This window comes from Mesorhizobium sp. M0011, from assembly GCF_040324155.1.
Taxonomy (GTDB): domain Bacteria; phylum Pseudomonadota; class Alphaproteobacteria; order Rhizobiales; family Rhizobiaceae; genus Mesorhizobium.
Genome location: NZ_JAMYVQ010000025.1, coordinates 20,352 through 35,607 on the forward strand (window position 1 = coordinate 20,352; position 15,256 = coordinate 35,607).

General features: G+C 64.1%; 16 protein-coding genes. 9 read left to right on the plus strand and 7 right to left on the minus strand.

Annotated elements, in window-relative coordinates; translation table 11 throughout:
* Window position 1: 1 nt before the first annotated feature.
* On the minus strand, window positions 2-1,729 hold the full coding sequence (locus NKK51_RS23905) for an IlvD/Edd family dehydratase (RefSeq protein ID WP_352554784.1): 1,728 nt from the start codon (window positions 1,727-1,729) through the stop codon (window positions 2-4).
* Entirely contained in the window at window positions 1,726-2,493 is a 768-nt protein-coding gene (locus NKK51_RS23910) for a FadR/GntR family transcriptional regulator (protein ID WP_352554785.1), read from the minus strand. The genes NKK51_RS23905 and NKK51_RS23910 overlap by 4 nt, the downstream gene beginning before the upstream one ends.
* Window positions 2,494-2,578: 85 nt before the next feature.
* Here NKK51_RS23910 and NKK51_RS23915 point away from each other — a divergent pair, with 85 nt between their 5' ends.
* The gene (locus tag NKK51_RS23915; RefSeq protein WP_352554786.1) at window positions 2,579-3,502 is read left to right on the plus strand and encodes an aldose 1-epimerase; all 924 of its coding nucleotides are present in this window, start codon (window positions 2,579-2,581) and stop codon (window positions 3,500-3,502) included.
* A gap of 18 nt (window positions 3,503-3,520) precedes the next feature.
* Here the strand turns inward: NKK51_RS23915 and pcaQ are convergent, their stop codons facing one another.
* On the minus strand, window positions 3,521-4,438 hold the full coding sequence (gene pcaQ, locus NKK51_RS23920) for a pca operon transcription factor PcaQ (protein ID WP_352554787.1): 918 nt from the start codon (window positions 4,436-4,438) through the stop codon (window positions 3,521-3,523).
* Between the two features lie 93 nt (window positions 4,439-4,531).
* Here pcaQ and pcaD point away from each other — a divergent pair, with 93 nt between their 5' ends.
* From pcaD to pobA, 6 genes are read left to right on the plus strand one after another with little or no spacing between them, the layout of a single operon-like run.
* Window positions 4,532-5,341 carry a 3-oxoadipate enol-lactonase gene (gene pcaD, locus NKK51_RS23925; protein ID WP_027036130.1) on the plus strand — a complete coding sequence of 270 codons (810 nt, stop codon included), beginning with the start codon at window positions 4,532-4,534 and terminating at the stop codon, window positions 5,339-5,341.
* On the plus strand, window positions 5,334-5,741 hold the full coding sequence (gene pcaC / locus NKK51_RS23930) for a 4-carboxymuconolactone decarboxylase (RefSeq protein ID WP_352554788.1): 408 nt from the start codon (window positions 5,334-5,336) through the stop codon (window positions 5,739-5,741). Before pcaD ends, pcaC begins: the two co-directional genes overlap by 8 nt.
* Window positions 5,731-6,486 (plus strand): protocatechuate 3,4-dioxygenase subunit beta, encoded by a 756-nt coding sequence (gene pcaH, locus NKK51_RS23935; protein WP_352554789.1) that lies wholly within the window; start codon window positions 5,731-5,733, stop codon window positions 6,484-6,486. Before pcaC ends, pcaH begins: the two co-directional genes overlap by 11 nt.
* On the plus strand, window positions 6,486-7,100 hold the full coding sequence (pcaG, locus tag NKK51_RS23940; protein WP_352554790.1) for a protocatechuate 3,4-dioxygenase subunit alpha: 615 nt from the start codon (window positions 6,486-6,488) through the stop codon (window positions 7,098-7,100). The genes pcaH and pcaG overlap by 1 nt, the downstream gene beginning before the upstream one ends.
* A 19-nt stretch (window positions 7,101-7,119) precedes the next feature.
* Window positions 7,120-8,172 carry a 3-carboxy-cis,cis-muconate cycloisomerase gene (locus NKK51_RS23945; RefSeq protein WP_352554791.1) on the plus strand — a complete coding sequence of 351 codons (1,053 nt, stop codon included), beginning with the start codon at window positions 7,120-7,122 and terminating at the stop codon, window positions 8,170-8,172.
* Window positions 8,172-9,344: a 4-hydroxybenzoate 3-monooxygenase gene (gene pobA, locus NKK51_RS23950; protein WP_352554792.1), complete on the plus strand. Its 1,173-nt coding sequence runs from the start codon at window positions 8,172-8,174 to the stop codon at window positions 9,342-9,344. Before NKK51_RS23945 ends, pobA begins: the two co-directional genes overlap by 1 nt.
* A gap of 10 nt (window positions 9,345-9,354) precedes the next feature.
* On the opposite strand, the gene NKK51_RS23955 is transcribed toward pobA, so the two are convergent.
* The gene (locus NKK51_RS23955; RefSeq protein ID WP_352554793.1) at window positions 9,355-9,825 is read right to left on the minus strand and encodes an NUDIX hydrolase; all 471 of its coding nucleotides are present in this window, start codon (window positions 9,823-9,825) and stop codon (window positions 9,355-9,357) included.
* Window positions 9,826-9,997: 172 nt separating this feature from the next.
* Between NKK51_RS23955 and NKK51_RS23960 the strand changes: the two genes are divergently transcribed.
* Window positions 9,998-10,531 (plus strand): sterol desaturase family protein, encoded by a 534-nt coding sequence (locus NKK51_RS23960; RefSeq protein ID WP_023808800.1) that lies wholly within the window; start codon window positions 9,998-10,000, stop codon window positions 10,529-10,531.
* A gap of 26 nt (window positions 10,532-10,557) precedes the next feature.
* On the opposite strand, the gene rsgA is transcribed toward NKK51_RS23960, so the two are convergent.
* Window positions 10,558-11,568 (minus strand): ribosome small subunit-dependent GTPase A, encoded by a 1,011-nt coding sequence (gene rsgA, locus NKK51_RS23965; protein WP_352554794.1) that lies wholly within the window; start codon window positions 11,566-11,568, stop codon window positions 10,558-10,560.
* 412 nt (window positions 11,569-11,980) lie between these two features.
* On the opposite strand from rsgA, the gene NKK51_RS23970 reads away from it, so the two are divergent.
* Window positions 11,981-13,015, plus strand: a complete 1,035-nt coding sequence (locus tag NKK51_RS23970) for a LacI family DNA-binding transcriptional regulator (RefSeq protein ID WP_127291142.1) — start codon at window positions 11,981-11,983, stop codon at window positions 13,013-13,015.
* Between the two features lie 10 nt (window positions 13,016-13,025).
* On the opposite strand, the gene NKK51_RS23975 is transcribed toward NKK51_RS23970, so the two are convergent.
* Both NKK51_RS23975 and NKK51_RS23980 read right to left on the minus strand, forming a co-directional pair.
* Window positions 13,026-13,967, minus strand: a complete 942-nt coding sequence (locus NKK51_RS23975) for an alpha/beta hydrolase (RefSeq protein ID WP_128302395.1) — start codon at window positions 13,965-13,967, stop codon at window positions 13,026-13,028.
* 10 nt (window positions 13,968-13,977) lie between these two features.
* Entirely contained in the window at window positions 13,978-15,126 is a 1,149-nt protein-coding gene (locus NKK51_RS23980; RefSeq protein ID WP_352554795.1) for a Gfo/Idh/MocA family protein, read from the minus strand.
* Window positions 15,127-15,256 lie beyond the last annotated feature (130 nt).

Sequence of the window (15,256 nt, forward strand, 5' to 3'; positions counted from 1 at the left end):
TCTAGTGCGAATGCCGAGGAATGCCGGCATCGCGCCGGCCGACGAGAAAGTCGAAATCGCAGCCCTTGTCGGCCTGCAGCACGCGCTCGACATAAAGGCTCTGATAGCCGCCTTCCGGCGGTGCCGGCGGCTTCCAGTCACGCCGGCGGATTGCGAGCTCCTCATCCGATACCAACAGCTCCAGCCGGCGGCCGGCGACATCGAGCTCGATAAGATCGCCGTCGCGCACCAGCGCCAGCGCGCCGCCTGCGGCTGCTTCGGGTGCCACATGCAGAACCACGGTGCCGTAGGCGGTGCCGCTCATGCGCGCGTCCGAAATGCGCACCATGTCGGAGACGCCTTGCTTCAGCAGTTTCGCCGGCAGCGGCATGTTGCCGACCTCGGCCATTCCGGGATAACCGCGCGGCCCGCAGTTCTTCAGCACCATCACCGAGGAGGCGTCGATGTCCAGCTCCGGATCGTCGATGCGGGCGTAGTAATGCTCGATGTTTTCGAACACCACCGCCTTGCCGCGATGCTGCATCAGCGCGGGCGTTGCCGCCGACGGCTTGATGACCGCGCCGTCGGGCGCCAGGTTGCCGCGCAGGATCGAGATGCCGCCTTCCTTGGTCAGCGGCTGGCTCAGCCGCCGGATCACCTCGCTGTTGTAGTTGGGCGCGCCGTCGATCAGTTCACCGATGGTCTTGGCGCTGACGGTCATGGCGTCGCGATGAAGAAGCCCCACTTCATCAAGCGACGCCATGACCGCAGCTAGCCCCCCGGCGTAGTAGAAATCTTCCATCAGGAACCGGCCCGACGGCATCAAATCGACAATGGTTGGAACGTCTCGGCCAAGGCGGTCCCAGTCGTCGAGGCTGAGATCGACACCGACCCGATTGGCGATGGCGATCAGATGCAGCACCGCATTGGTCGAGCCACCGATCGCGCCGTTGACGCGAATGGCGTTCTCGAACGCTTGCCTGGTAAGGATCTGCGCGATCGTCACGTCCCTGCGGACCAGATCGACGATCTGGCGTCCGGCCATCTGGGCGAGCACGCCACGGCGCGAATCCACTGCCGGGATCGCGGCGTTGTCCGGCATGCCGATGCCGAGCGCCTCGACCATGCTGGCCATGGTCGAGGCCGTGCCCATTGTCATGCAGCTGCCCGCAGATCGGCTCTGGCCCTGCTCGGCGGCGAGAAAGTCGGCGACCGGCATGCGGCCGGCCTTAACTTCCTCGGCGAATTTCCAGACATGGGTGCCCGAGCCGATATCCTGTCCGCGGAACTTGCCGTTGAGCATCGGCCCGCCGGAAACGGCGATGGTCGGCAGGTTGCACGACGCGGCACCCATCAGCAGCGCCGGTGTGGTCTTGTCGCAACCGACCAGCAGGATGACGCCATCGATCGGATTGCCGCGGATGGACTCTTCGACATCCATGCTGACCAGATTGCGAAACAGCATGGCGGTGGGACGCATGTTGCTCTCGCCCAGCGACATCACCGGGAATTCGAGCGGCAGGCCGCCGGCTTCATAGACGCCGCGTTTGACGTGATCGGCCAGCGCCCGCAGATGGGCATTGCATGGGGTCAGTTCCGACCAGGTGTTGCAGATACCGATCACCGGGCGGCCGTCGAAAGCGTCGGCGGGGATGCCCTGGTTCTTCATCCAGCTGCGGTGCATGAAGGCGTTCTTGCCTTCGCCGCCGAACCAGGCCTCGGACCGAAGTTTGCGTTTCGTCTCGGTCACGATGTCTGTTCCCGATTCTGGCGGCGCTTGTTGCGGTTCTCGACGCTGCGGCGCACGTCTTCCTCGGCATTGTCGATGAGCACCAGCAGCGCTTTTTGCGCGCCGGCCGCGTCGCCGGATGCAATCTTTTCGGCCACTTCCCGATGCAGCGGCAAAGAATGGCGCTGCCCGTCCGGATTGTCGTTGGAGAGGCGAAAGCTCATCACCAATGCGGTTTCGACCAGTGCCGCCAGCGAGCCGATCAGCTCATTGCCGGTCATGCGCAGGATGGTCTGGTGGAACAAAAGGTCGGGCTTGGCGAAACGATCGCCGTCGTCGACGACCGCTTCCATTTCGGCCAGCGCGGCATTGATCTCGGCAATCTGCGCCGGCGTGGCGCGTTGCGCGGCAAGTGCGGCCGACATCGGTTCGATGGCCCGGCGCAGCTCAAACAGCGCCCGGACATCATCGGCGCTGACGCCGCCGGCGTAGCGCCATGACAGGACGTCCGGATCGAGGAAATTCCAGTCGGCACGGGGACGCACCCTTGTGCCGGTCTTCGGCCGCGATTCGACCAGCCCCTTGCCGGCCAGAACCTTGATCGCCTCGCGCAGCACCGTGCGGCTGACCCCCAGCATCTCGCTGGAATCGTCGGCATTGGGCAGCGCCTCGCCGGGCAGGAAATCGCCTTGCACGATGCGCAATCCGATCTGCTCGACGACCGTCGCATGCAGAGCGGTGGAGCCGCTGGAGACCGCCACCGCAACCCTCGACGTGCGCGCCATGCTGAAAGATTTCTTATTCTTCATACTATTCATATGATATGTCTTATCGGCATTGCGATTGGAGTCAAGGGATGGGGGAGTGCCGATGACAAAGAATTCCGCTGCCGTTGCCGAGCAGCACCAAGAGCTGATCTCGATCAGCGATGGCATTGCGATAGTTGAAATTTCCCCTGCCGCCGGCGGCGCCGTGGCGTCGTTTCGCTGGCGGCAAAACGGATCCGTCGTGGATTGGCTGCGCCCTGCGGATCAGGCGGCGATCGACCGCCGCGATGCTGGCGCCATGGCCTGCTTCCCGCTGGTTCCCTATTCCAACCGCATAAGGGGCGGGCGCTTCGAATTCGCGGGCCGCACCGTCGAACTGCCGACCAGCTCCGACGATCCTCATCATGAGCACGGCCATGGCTGGCGTCGGCCATGGACAGTTATGCGTCACGAGGCCAGCACCACCGTCCTATCCTACCGCCATGCCGCCGATTCCTGGCCGTGGAGCTATGAAGCAAGGCAAGCGATCTCGCTGGTCGATGGCGCGCTGGTCATTGCCATCTTGCTGCGCAACCTGTCGGACACGCCGATGCCGGCAGGCTTCGGGCTGCATCCCTATTTCCCGTCGACACCGTGGACACATGTCCAGGCGCGGGTGTCCGGTATGTGGGAGACCGATGCGGAAATCCTGCCCACCCGGCACGTCCTGCCGCCTGCTGGCTCCAACCCGACCACGGGCTTCGACGTGTCGGAGGCGGACTTCGACACGGTCTTCACCGGATGGGAGCGCCGCGCCCGGATCTCCTGGCCGGAGCATGGGCGGCAACTGGACATCGAGGCCGAGGCGCGGCTCAATTTCCTCGTCCTCTACACGCCGCCCGGTGAGCCGTTCTTCTGCGCCGAACCGGTCAGCAACATCACCGATGCCTTCAATCGCAGCGACGTGGGCAACACTGGCTGCATCGTATTGGCACCCGGGCAGATGCGATCCGCAAACGTTCGCTTCATGCCTTCGCAGGAGATCTGATCGCCAGTCTGAGCCGCATCAACTGCTTTGCCTTGCCGCTTCGCGGACGGTTTGCAGCAGGATCGAGAAGGCCGGTGAGGGCGCCATGTCGGTCCGCATTGTCAAGCCGACCGGTCCCTTGGTCTCCTCGGTGTTGACCGGCAAGGCGACGAAGGCGCCGCTGCCGAGCTCGTTGGCGACGACGCCGGCCGAAATGATCCAGACGGCATTGCTCTGCCGCAGGAAGGCGCGGCCGAAGGAGTCCGAGACGGTTTCGATCTCGGTTGCCGGCGCGGTCATGCCGTTGGTGATGAACAGGCGGTCGACAAAGGGGCGAATGACCGATTCCCGCGTCGGCATCAGCATCGGGAATTCGTCGAGCCGTGCGAACACATCCTGTCCCGGATCGAGCAGCGGATGTCCTGCTCGCACCACGAACAGCACCGGTTCGGAATAGAGGTGCTCGAAGAAGAAGCCGGTCACGTTTTCCGGCGCCGCCAGCCGTCCAACGACGAGATCGAGCGTGCCGTTGCGCAACTGCTCGAGCAGCACCGCATTCTCGCCGGTGACGATCTTGATTGCAGCCCCCGTGCCTTCCTTGAGGAACAGGCTCATGGCCAGCGGCATCACCCGCGCCGACACCGTCGGCAGCGCGCCGATACGGATCGGGTGCCGGTTGACCGCTCCGTCCTGGCGGACGGAATCGACGCCTTGCTTGAGTGCCGTGATCGCCGTGCCGGCATGGCGAAGGAAGATCTCGCCGATGCGCGTCAGTCGGATGCCGCGGCCGTCGCGCTCCACCACCGCAACACCCAGCGCCTCTTCCAACTCGCGCAATGTCTTGGTCACCGCCGGCGGGCTGACATGCAGCAAGTCAGCCGCCCGCGCCACGCTTCCTTGTCGCGCAACTTCCAGGAATGCCTGCAGGTGACGGAACCGGATGCGGCTCTCGGACATGGATTTGATAACCCCTGAGTTAATGAAACGGCGCAAAATATCATTTTACTGAACCAAACGCCTTGTGCAATGTGGAGGCGGAGGACCGAAATCGTGCCATTCCTCACCATCGGCGGCATCACGCTGCACCATCGCCACATCAAGGCGGCCGGCAATGCTCGCCCCATCATCTTCATCAATTCACTCGGTACCGACTTCCGGATCTGGGACGAAATTGTCTTGGCGCTCGATGGTGAAATGCCGCTGCTGGTCTACGACAAACGGGGTCACGGGCTGTCCGATATCGGCGACATCAGGTCGATCGATGATCATGTCGATGATCTCTCAGGCCTCATCGATCATTTCGGGTTGAGCAAGGTCGTGCTGTGCGGCCTGTCGGTCGGCGGCATGATCGCGCAGGGGCTCTATGCCAGGCGACCTGAAATCGTCGAAGGCCTGATCCTTTGCGACACGGCGCACAAGATCGGCACGACGGACAGCTGGAACACACGCATAGCGGCGGTCGAAAGCAAGGGCATCCAGGCGATTGCCGATGGCGTGCTCAAAGTGTGGTTCACCCCCGCCTTCCACGCGGCGCGTGTGGCCGAGCTCGACGGCTATTGGAACATGATGACGAGGCAAGCGCTCGCCGGTTACATCGGCACTTGCGCGGCCGTTCGCGACGCGGATTTCACCGATGCTGCACGCCACATCGCGGTGCCGACGCTCTGCGTTGCCGGTGACCAGGATGGCTCGACGCCTCCCGATCTTGTCCGCTCGCTGGCCGACCTGATACCCGGCGCGCGCTTCGAAATCATTCGCGACGCCGGGCACATTCCTTGCGTCGAACAGCCTGAAGCGCTCACCGCCCTGATCCGCGGTTTTATCGCATCGCTTACCCCTGGAGCAGAAACCCATGGATGAGGTCCCCGGCAACGCAGCCAGATATCGCACCGGCCTCGCGGTGCGGCGCTCGGTGCTCGGCGATCGCCATGTCGACCGGGCTGAAATCGCCGCCACCGATTTCGACCAGCCTTTCCAGGAGCTGATCACCGAGGCGGCCTGGGGAACGGTGTGGGCGCGGCCGGGCTTCACCAAGCGTGAGCGTTCGATCGTCACGCTGGCGCTGCTGGCCGCACTCGGCCATGATGAGGAGGTTGCCATGCATGTGCGCGCCACCGTCAACACCGGTGCCTCGCGCGACGATATCTGCGAGACGTTCCTGCATGTCGCCATCTATGCCGGCGTGCCGGCCGCCAACCGTGCCTTCAGAATAGCCAAGGACGTGTTTTCGGAAATGGACGGAAGCCAGAATGCCCGCTAAGTCCGGCTCGAACCGGAGGTCCGAGACCGGCGCCTTCTTCCAGCGCGACCGGACCTGGCATCCGCCTGTTCTGACGCCGAATTACAAGACCTCCGTGCTGCGCTCGCCGCAGAAGGCGCCGCTGTCGTTCGACAACACGCTGTCGGAGATTGCAGGCCCGGTCTTCGGTCACGCCATGCTCGGCGAACTCGACGCCGACCTGATCCACAATTTCGCCAGGCCCGGCGAGAGCGCGCTCGGCGAGCGCATCATCGTCTATGGCCGGGTGCTCGACGAACGCGGCGTCGGCGTACCCGGCGCGCTGCTCGAATTCTGGCAGGCCAATGCCGGCGGCCGCTATCGCCACAAGAGGGACGGCTATCTGGCGCCGCTTGACCCGAATTTCGGCGGCTGCGGCCGCGCTATATCAGGCGAGGATGGCTTCTATGCCTTTCGCACCGTCAAGCCCGGTCCCTATCCCTGGCCGAACGGGCCGAACGACTGGCGGCCTTCGCACATCCATTTCTCTGTCTTCGGCCACGGCTTCGCGCAGCGGCTGATCACGCAGATGTATTTCGAGGGCGACCCGCTGATCTGGCAATGCCCGATCGTGCGCGGCATCCCCGACAAGGCGGCCATCGAAACGCTGATTGCCACGCTCGACATGCAGGCGACGATCCCCTTCGACGCGCTCGCCTACAAGTTCGACATCGTGCTGCGCGGGCGCCGCGCGTCGCTGTTCGAAAACAGGCTGGAGGGCAATTGATGGCCCAGTCGCTCGACCGGCTCAGGGAGAGCCCCTCGCAGACCGCGGGACCCTACGTCCATATCGGGCTGACGCCCAATTTCTGCGGCATCGGTGGGGTCTACCCGACCGACCTCGGCGCGACCATGGTCAACGACAAGACCAAAGGCGAGCGGATCGGCTTGCGCATGCGGGTGCTCGACGGCACCGGTACGCCGCTCAAGGACGCGCTGATCGAGATCTGGCAGGCGGATGCCGACGGGCTCTACAATTCGCCAGCCGAATTGCGCGGCACCGCCGATCCGAACTTTTTCGGCTGGGGCCGTTGCGCGACCGACATGGAAACCGGCCTGTGCGCGTTCGAGACGATCAAACCAGGTCGCGTTCCGTTCAGGGGTGGAAGCCTGATGGCGCCGCATATCACGCTCTGGATCGTCGCCCGCGGCATCAATCTCGGCCTGCACACACGGCTGTATTTTTCCGATGAGGAAAAGGCCAATGCTGAAGATCCAATCCTGGCACGCATCGAGCATCGCGTTCGCGTGCCGACGCTGATCGCCGAGCGCCAGGGCGACACCTACGTCTTCGACGTCCATCTCCAGGGGGAGAAGGAAACGGTCTTCTTCGATAGCTGACGATGAGGAGGAGCAGGACATGACGGTATCGCCCTTCGACCATCCGCTGCTCTCTGCCCTTCTCGGCGACGACGAGGCTGCGAGGCATTTTTCCGTCGAGGCGGAAATCGACGCGATGCTGGCCTTCGAACGGGCGCTGGCGCAAGCCGAGGCCGAAAACGGGATCATCACCAGAGAGGCGGCGGCGGCGATCGTGGCGGCGCTTGGCACCTTCCGGCCGGACACGGCTCTGCTGCGAGCCGGGGTCGCCAAGGACGGCGTCATGGTGCCGGAGCTGGTGCGCCAGATCAGGGCTGCGGTCGGCGAACCGCATGGCCGGAAAGTGCATTTCGGTGCGACCAGCCAGGATGTGATCGATACCGGCCTGATGCTTCGGCTGAAATCCGTCGTCGAGCATCTCGATCTGCTGTTGACTGAAACCGTCATACGCCTCGCTTCGCTCAAAGAGCGTTTTGGCGGCAGGGCGCTGACCGGGATGACGCGCATGCAGAAGGCGCTTCCGATCAAAGTGGCCGATCGCGTCACGGCGTGGCGGGCGCCGCTGCAACGGCATCAGGAGAGGCTATCCGAGCAGTCCAGGCGTCTGCTGGTGGTGCAATTCGGCGGTGCCGCCGGCACGCTGGAAAAGCTTGATGACAAGGGGCCGGCGGTGCGCGCGGCACTTGCCGCCAGGCTTGGTCTTGGCGACGCACCGCAGTGGCACAGCCAGCGTGACGCGCTCGCCGACTTTGCCGGCCTGATGTCATTGGTATCAGGCAGCCTCGGCAAATTCGGCCAGGACATCGCGCTGCTGGCGCAAGATGGAACCGAGATCGAGCTTTCCGGTGGCGGCGGCTCGTCGGCCATGCCGCACAAGAAGAACCCGGTGAAGGCCGAAGCGCTGGTGGCGCTTGCCCGCTTCAACGCCACGCAGCTTGCCGGCATGCATCAGGCGCTCGTGCATGAGCAGGAGCGGTCGGGTGCTGCCTGGACGCTGGAGTGGCTATTGCTGCCGCAGATGGTCGTCGCAACGGCCGCGTCGCTGCGCCTTGCCGCCGAACTGGCCGCACAGGTCGAAAGTCTCGGCCACTGATGCGCACGCAAATCGTCGTCATCGGGTCCGGGCCGTCCGGGCTGCTGCTTGGGCAACTGCTGGCCGGCATCGGCGTAGAGACGGTCATTCTGGAACGTGCGAGCCGCGAGCACGTGCTTGGCCGCGTGCGGGCAGGGGTGCTCGAACAGGGCACCGTCGAATTGCTGGAACAGGCCGGCGCGGCGGCAAGGCTGCATGCCGAAGGGCTGCCGCACACTGGCATCTCGCTCGCCTTCGACGGACGCTTGCATCGCATCGACCTCGAGGCGCTGACCGGCGGCAGGCATGTCACCGTCTATGGCCAGACCGAGGTGACGCACGATTTGATGGACAAGCGCGACGCGGCAGGGCTGACCACGATCTACGAGGCGGCAAATGTCGCTCTGCACGATTTCGACGGCACCGCGCCTTTCGCCACCTATGACAAGGACGGCGTCACGCATCGCATCGACTGCGACTTCGTTGCCGGCTGCGACGGCTATCATGGCGTCAGCCGCAAATCGGTGCCCGAGCGTGCGCTAAAAATCTTCGAGCGGCGGTATCCGTTCGGCTGGCTCGGCGTGCTGGCCGAGGTGCCGCCAGCCGATCACGAACTGGTCTACGCCAATCACGAGCGGGGTTTTGCGCTGTGCTCGATGCGCTCGACGCATCGCAGCCGCTACTATGTGCAGTGCCCGCAGGACGATCGCGTGGAGGCGTGGTCGGATGAGCGCTTCTGGGACGAGTTGCGCCGCCGCTTGCCCGAGCAGACGGCGGCAAATGTCGTCACCGGCCCATCCTTCGAGAAATCGATCGCGCCGCTGCGCTCCTTCGTTGCCGAGCCGCTGCGTTTCGGCAGGATGTTCCTGGTTGGCGACGCCGCCCATATCGTACCGCCGACCGGGGCGAAAGGCCTCAATCTCGCCGCCAGCGACGTGCGCTATCTCTTCGCAGGTTTGCGCGACTTCTACGTCGAGAAGTCACATGATGGCATCGACGCCTATTCCGGCAAGGCGCTGGCACGGGTCTGGAAGGCGGTGCGCTTTTCCTGGTGGATGACGATGGTGCTGCACCGTTTTCCCGACACCGGCGATTTCGGCCAACGCATCCAGGAGGCCGAACTCGACTACCTCGTGCACTCGCGCGCCGCATCGACCGCGCTCGCCGAGAACTATGTCGGCCTGCCCTATTGAGGGCTGCGGATCATCCAGCGCCTTGCTGCCTGGCAAAATCCAAAAGCATCGGGCGCTGCCCCTTGAGGATTTTCACCTCGGCCTCGGGCAAGGTGAACCAGCCCGCTCTGTCGACCTCCGGGAACTCCTTCAGGGATCCTGATCTTGGCGGCCATTCCATGGTGAAGCTGTTGCTCTTGATGGCGGCCACGTCGATGTCGATGGTCGCCTCGACAGACCAGGCCGAGACGATCTTGCCGCCCGGTTGCCTGTAGTCGCCAAGCCGCGCGAAGGTGCCGTCGACCCTGACGCCGAGTTCTTCCTCGGCCTCGCGTTGCGCTGCCGTCAACTCATCCTCGTTCTCGTCGACAAGACCCTTCGGTATCGACCACGCACCATCGTCCTTCTTCGCCCAGAAGGGGCCGCCCGGGTGAACCAGCAACACCCTGAGATCGCCGTCGCTGCGGCGATAGATCAGCAATCCCGCACTGCATTTTGCCATTTTTGTACGTCCGTTGCGAAGCCGGCAGCCTGCCGATGGTCCTTGAATCGTTGACGCGAACCTTGCACCAGGGGATTGCGACGCTATGTCAGGCACGTCTGCATTGCACCTCACCCGCGAGTCCGGCAATCTGATACCATCGCTTATTTGGCGGCTCGAAGGCTAGGTGACGATGCAACTCGGTCTTATTGGCTACTATAGCGACTTCGTCGTGTATCCGCTGGTAATCGCCGTGCTGGCAGTGGCCGGGCTGCTCGAGGCCGGCGAAGAGAGTGCACCAGGCTGGATCGGCACGGTCCTCGCCTGTCTAGGCCTCTGGACGCTGATCGAGTATGTGCTGCACAGGTTCGTTCTTCACCATATTCCCTACATCAAGGACCTGCATGATCGTCACCATGTCGAGGAGCGCAGTTCGGTGGGCACCCCGACCTGGCTCAGCCTCGGGGTGCATGCGCTGATCGCGTTTGTGCCCGTTTGGGTGGTCTCGGACTTCGCAACCGCGAGCGCGGTAAGCTGCGGGCTGATGCTGGGGTACCTCTGGTACATCAGCATCCACCACATGATCCATCACTGGCACCCCGCCCATCCGAGCTATCTCTACACGCTCAAGCGCCGACACGCCGTGCATCATCATGTCGACGAAAACGCCAATTTCGGCGTGACGTCGATATTCTGGGATCGGGTTTTCGGGACGGCGCGGCTCTAGTCCGAGGCCAGACCAACCCCAACCGTTCAACGCCTCTTCCCGCGACCGCCGGGAGACTTGGCTCCGCGGGGGCCGCTCTGAACCGGCGTGTTGTTCTGGTTCTCGTCGGACAGTTTTCGCCAGCGGGCAAGGCGCTCCGGATCGAGCGTCCCGGCCTTTAAGGCAGCCTGCACAGCGCAGCCCGGCTCATGCACATGCGTGCAGTCGCGGAACTTGCAGAGCGGCGCGAGCTCGGTGATTTCGGCAAACAGCGTGTCGATGCCGGAGGCGACGTCGCTGACCTGCAAAGTCCGCATGCCCGGCGTATCGATCACCCAGCCGCCGCCGGCAATGGCGTGCAGCGATCGCGACGTGGTGGTGTGGCGTCCCTTGGAATCGTGCTCGCGAATGCCTCCGGTCTGTTGCGGCGATTGCTGCGCCGATCCGGCCAGCGTGTTGACCAGCGTCGATTTGCCGACGCCGGAGGAGCCGATCAGCGCCACCGTCTGGCCGACACCGCACCAGGCAGCCAGGACGGTTGCCGCATCCGATGTGCGGGGGTTCAGCATCACGACCGGCAATCCACGCTGCAGCGCGGCAGCCTGCCTTTCATAGGTCTCGGCGTCTTCAGCGGTATCGGCCTTGGTCAGCAGGATCACCGGCGTCGTTCCGGCTTCATTGGCCAGCGCCAGGTAGCGCTCGAGCCTGGCGGGATTGAAGTCGGCATTGCACGAGGTGACGATGAACAGCGTGTCGACATTGGCCGCGGCAAGCTGCGGCACCCTGCCGCCCTGGGTGCGGCGTTCCAACACCGTCTTGCGGGACAGGCGGCGCTGGACAAGGTGTTCATGCCCATCGACCAGCACCCAGTCGCCGACCGCATAGTCACCGGTGTTCGCCTGCGCCGGCAGCGTCAGATCGACCGGCCCTGCCTGCGACAGGCCGGTCAGGCGATCGCGGTGAACGGTGGCGATCCGCGTCGGCACGAGATCGGCGTCGTCGGGCTCGAGCTGATCAGCGAAAAAATCCGTCCAGCCCAGGCTGGCGAGAGATGGCATGGAAGAATCCGTCACGGCTTTGACCACGGCGTCGCAGACATCGGACAGTATCCCTGGCAGGTGGCGAACGGGCGAGGCGATTGCCCAAGCCGTGTATGGGCGGCATGGCGACATTTGGCAAGCAGGCCCGTAGCCGAGAGCGAGCGGCAAGCTTCTGCAGCCTATCCCTCGATCGTCGAACTGACGATCAAGTCGACGAAACAGCGCTGTCCGAAAGCGTTTGGCGGGAAAACGGCGGCGAGCCACGTCAGCTTTAAACGTTAACAAATAATTTGACGCATGCAATTTTTTTGCGCTCTATTGGTAACCGTGAAAATTGACTGAATAAGTTCTGTCGAGCATTGTCGCATCCGGTCAACGGCCGCATGACTGGTGGCGGGGCCGATCATGGCAGGGGATCAGGAATATATCGATGGCGGAGAAGACACACCGCACGATGGACGACTTCGCCCAGGCATGCGGCGTGTCCCGGCCGACGCTGTCCAAATATTTCGACGATCCGGCGAGCGTGAAGCCGGCGACGCGGGCGCGCATCGAAGCTGCCCTGCGCTCCTCGGACTATCAGCCCAACCTTTTCGCCCGCAATCTCAACCGCAAGCGCACCCGCAACATCGGCATCGTCGTGCCGACGATCACCGATCCGTTCTACGCCGAGATGGTCAGCCGCATCGAATTTCGCTGCCGCGACGAAGGCTACTGGCCGATCGTCATCTCCTCGCATGGTTCGCCGAAGCTGGAGGCGGAGTCGGTCAGGACGCTGCTGTCCCTGAAGGTCGCCGGCGCGATCATCGCCCCACTGGGTCTGGCTTCCGACCGCGGCGTCTTCGACAAGCTCGGGCAGGACATTCCGATTGTCTATTTCGACACCTATATCGAGGGCGATACGCCGTTCGTCGGCAACGACAACCGGCAGAGCGTCTCGACCATCGTCGACTATCTCTGCCGTTCGGGTGAGCCGCCGGTCTATCTCGACATCCCACACGTCAACCACAACTCCGGCGAACGCCAGGAAAGCTACATCGTCGCGATGGAGACCGCCGGGTTCAAGCCGGTCGTCATCGAAGGCACCCGCGATTACACCTGGGATTTCGAACGCATCGGCTACGAGCAGACGGAAAAAATACTGGAGGCCGGCACCTTGCCCGGCCGCACCATCCTGTGCGCCAATGATCGTCTCGCCTTTGGTGTGATGGCGGCCGCGTTCTCGCGCGGCCTGAAGGTCGGCCGCAGGCCCGATTGCGATCTGCGCGTTGCTGCGCATGACGATCATCCGCTGAGCCGCTACACCTGCCCGGCGCTGACCACCATGGCGCAGGATTTCGCCGCTATGGCCGGGCGCAGCGTCGAGATCCTGCTGGCCTTGCTGGACGAGGCCGATCCGCCGAAGCAGGGCATGGCGCGCACCGTCAAGCTCGGCGCCACCCTGGTGATGCGTCAGTCAGCCTGAGCGACCGGCGTCAGCTTTTCTCGAACTGGCGCCAGGCCGCCACCGCCTCGGCCACCGCTTGCCGGGCAGCGGGAATATGGCGCCCCATCGAGACGAAGCCATGGATCTGGCCCGGCCACTGCCGCAGGGTCACAGGCACGCCCGAGGCTTGCAGGCGCGCCGCATAGGCTGCTCCTTCGTCGGCGAGGATATCGCAGCCGGCCAGCGCGACGAATGCCGGCGCGACGCCGGCAAGATCGGGCGCCAGCAAGGGCGAGACGCGCCAGTCCAGCATTTCGTCGGGCGTTCGTACATAATGGTCGCGGAACCAGGCCATGGTGGTCGCTGTCAGCCCGAAGCCGTCGCCGAAACGCCGGTAGCTGTCGGCCTTCTGCCGCGCGTCGGTGTTGGGGTAGATCAGGATCTGCGCGGCAAGGGCTGGCGCCAGCCCATCGCGGGCGAGCAGCGCCAGCACAGCGGCGAGGTTGCCGCCGGCACTGTCGCCGGCCACACCGATGCGTCTGATGTCGATGCCGAGATCGGCGGCGTTCTCGGCCAGGAAACGAAGAGTTGCCAGACAATCCTCGAGCCCGGCGGGAAATTTATGGTCCGGCGCCAGGCGATAGTCAGGACAGACAATGACGGCGTTGCCGAGATTGGCCATCAGGCGACAGATCTCGTCATGCGAATCGAGGTTGCCGATGACCCAGCCGCCGCCATGCAAATAGAGCAGCGCCGGCGCCCCGCTTTGCGGTGCGCCGATGCCGCGATGGATGCGGAGCGCAATAGGCCCATTCGGCCCGTCGATCTGCCGTTCTTGGGTCGCAGCGACCGGCTCGTGCTCACCCTGTAGCGCCGGGAACGAGGCGTTGTAGGCAGTTCGCGCTGCCGCCACGCTGCCGGTCTCGAATGGCTCGCCGCCGGCTGCACGACCAATTTCGAGGACGCGCAGCGCATCCGGATCGAGCGTCATGATCATACCCTCAGGTCAGCAGGCTGCTCGCCTCTTCCTCGGTCAGCAGGGCCGGCTGCACGACATCGCCCGCGATGGCGACTGATCCCTGTGTTTCACCGGAGCGCAGGATAGCCTCCATGACCTCCAGTACATGCAGCGCAAGGCTGCCGGAGGCCCGTGGGGTGTTGCCGGTTTGAAGCGAGCGCACCAGATCGGCGACGCCGAGCATGCGGTAATTGGCGCGATCGGGTGCCGCGTAAGGCCAGTTGCGGGCGCCGTAGAGCTCGCCCTCGCTGGCGAAATCCTGCCAGTCGGTGCCGCGTTCCGACAGCGACACCGTGCCGCCGAACGTGTCGGGGTCGGGCAGGCGCAGCGAGCCCTCCGTGCCGTGCAGTTCGATCGGATGGTTGGAGTGGCGAAAGACGTCCCACGAGGCGCCGAAGGTGACGGTCGCGCCAGAGCGGAACTCGAGCAGCGACAGCACATTGGTCGGCGTGCCGACCTTGAATGTGGTGTTCTTGAATGGCCCTTCGGCGGCGATCAGCCTTTCTTCCTGGCCGCGTGTCGCCATTGCCATGACGCGCTCGACCGGGCCGAGCAGATTGACCAGCATGGTCAGATAGTACGGACCCATGTCGAACACCGGGCCACCGCCTGGCTGGTAGTAGAATTGCGGGTTGGGGTGCCAGTGCTCCATGCCGCGGCCCATCATGAAGGCGGTGCCGGTGACCGGACGGCCAATGGCGCCCTGGTCCATCAACCGGCGCGCACGGCGCCCGGCAGCACCGAGGAACGTGTCGGGCGCCGAGCCGAGCAGCAGGCCGCGCGACCGCGCCTCATTGACCAGGCGCTGTCCATCGGCGGCCGAGGTGGCGAGCGGCTTTTCGGTGAAGACGTGCTTGCCGGCCGAAAGCGCGGCAAACGAAATATCGAAATGCGCCGCCGGAATGGTCAAGTTGAGGACAAGATCGATCTCCGGGTCGGCCAGCAGCGCATCGACGCCGAGTGCCTGGATACCATATTCCTTCGCTCGCACTGCTGCCATGTCGGCCGAAATGTCGGCACAGGCGCGCAATTCGATCCCGCCAAAAAGCCCGGCGTTGCGCAGGTAAGTCATCGAGATGTTACCGCATCCGATGACGGCGATCCCGAGTTTGGTCGTTGATGTCCCGTGCATTTCGATCCTACCTCCCAATGCGCTCATGACCTGCCGGATCCGCCCAGCAGTTAGGCGGATCGCTTTCGCAAAGGGCTATACAACATTTTAAATATTGACGCGCGTAAAATTTTTATCCAACATGCGAAAA

Excerpts from the sequence above, each read along its gene's own strand:
- NKK51_RS23910 (WP_352554785.1), bottom strand. The coding sequence starts at position 2,493 with ATGGCGCGCACGTCGAGGGTTGCGGTGGCGGTCTCCAGCGGCTCCACC.
- pcaC (WP_352554788.1), top strand. The coding sequence starts at position 5,334 with ATGGATGAGGTCCCCGGCAACGCAGCCAGATATCGCACCGGCCTCGCG.
- pcaG (WP_352554790.1), top strand. The coding sequence starts at position 6,486 with ATGGCCCAGTCGCTCGACCGGCTCAGGGAGAGCCCCTCGCAGACCGCG.
- pcaQ (WP_352554787.1), bottom strand. The coding sequence starts at position 4,438 with ATGTCCGAGAGCCGCATCCGGTTCCGTCACCTGCAGGCATTCCTGGAA.
- NKK51_RS23955 (WP_352554793.1), bottom strand. The coding sequence starts at position 9,825 with ATGGCAAAATGCAGTGCGGGATTGCTGATCTATCGCCGCAGCGACGGC.
- NKK51_RS23980 (WP_352554795.1), bottom strand. The coding sequence starts at position 15,126 with ATGCACGGGACATCAACGACCAAACTCGGGATCGCCGTCATCGGATGC.
- NKK51_RS23970 (WP_127291142.1), top strand. The coding sequence starts at position 11,981 with ATGGCGGAGAAGACACACCGCACGATGGACGACTTCGCCCAGGCATGC.
- NKK51_RS23975 (WP_128302395.1), bottom strand. The coding sequence starts at position 13,967 with ATGACGCTCGATCCGGATGCGCTGCGCGTCCTCGAAATTGGTCGTGCA.
- NKK51_RS23945 (WP_352554791.1), top strand. The coding sequence starts at position 7,120 with ATGACGGTATCGCCCTTCGACCATCCGCTGCTCTCTGCCCTTCTCGGC.
- pobA (WP_352554792.1), top strand. The coding sequence starts at position 8,172 with ATGCGCACGCAAATCGTCGTCATCGGGTCCGGGCCGTCCGGGCTGCTG.
- NKK51_RS23915 (WP_352554786.1), top strand. The coding sequence starts at position 2,579 with ATGACAAAGAATTCCGCTGCCGTTGCCGAGCAGCACCAAGAGCTGATC.
- NKK51_RS23960 (WP_023808800.1), top strand. The coding sequence starts at position 9,998 with ATGCAACTCGGTCTTATTGGCTACTATAGCGACTTCGTCGTGTATCCG.
- rsgA (WP_352554794.1), bottom strand. The coding sequence starts at position 11,568 with ATGCCATCTCTCGCCAGCCTGGGCTGGACGGATTTTTTCGCTGATCAG.
- pcaH (WP_352554789.1), top strand. The coding sequence starts at position 5,731 with ATGCCCGCTAAGTCCGGCTCGAACCGGAGGTCCGAGACCGGCGCCTTC.